Annotated in this window: 1 pseudogene; it reads right to left on the reverse strand. The window is 70.7% G+C overall.

The features are described 5' to 3' along the window. Nucleotides 1-536 (reverse strand): annotated as a pseudogene (locus N416_RS24190) (PE family protein); the annotation flags it as partial.

Genomic DNA, 536 nt, shown 5'->3' on the forward strand with positions numbered 1-536 from the left:
GGTATGACTGGCCGCACCGACGGCACCGTCCTTACCGCCACCACCATTGCCGCCGACACCGGCCGTGCCATCGGCAGCGTGGCCGCCACCGACCTGCAGGCCACCATGGCCGGCGTTACCACCGACACCACCATTGCCACCCGAGGTACCTGCCGCAGCAGTCGCATCCGTAGCCGCGTCATACCCGCCACCACCGGCGCCACCGTTACCGCCCTTACCGGCCGAACCATTGGTGCCACTGGCGGCGTTGGTCGCGCCCGAGCTACCACCGGCGCCACCGGCACCGGCGTTACCACCATCGCCACCATTGCCGCCCGCGCCACCGGTACGGTCCTGCGCGGTGCCCGTGGTACCAGCACCGCCATTGGCGCCATCGGTACCCGAACCACCATTGCCACCCACACCACCGACGCCGTGCGCACCCGGGTTGGCACCAGTACCGCCGGCACCACCGTCACCACCGGCGCCACCATTGGTGCCCGAGACACCAGCACCCGCGCCCTCAGCGACCGCGTCAAACCCGGCACCACCCTTAC

Source organism: Mycobacterium sp. UM_WGJ (genome assembly GCF_000455125.1).
Taxonomy (GTDB): Bacteria; Actinomycetota; Actinomycetes; order Mycobacteriales; family Mycobacteriaceae; genus Mycobacterium.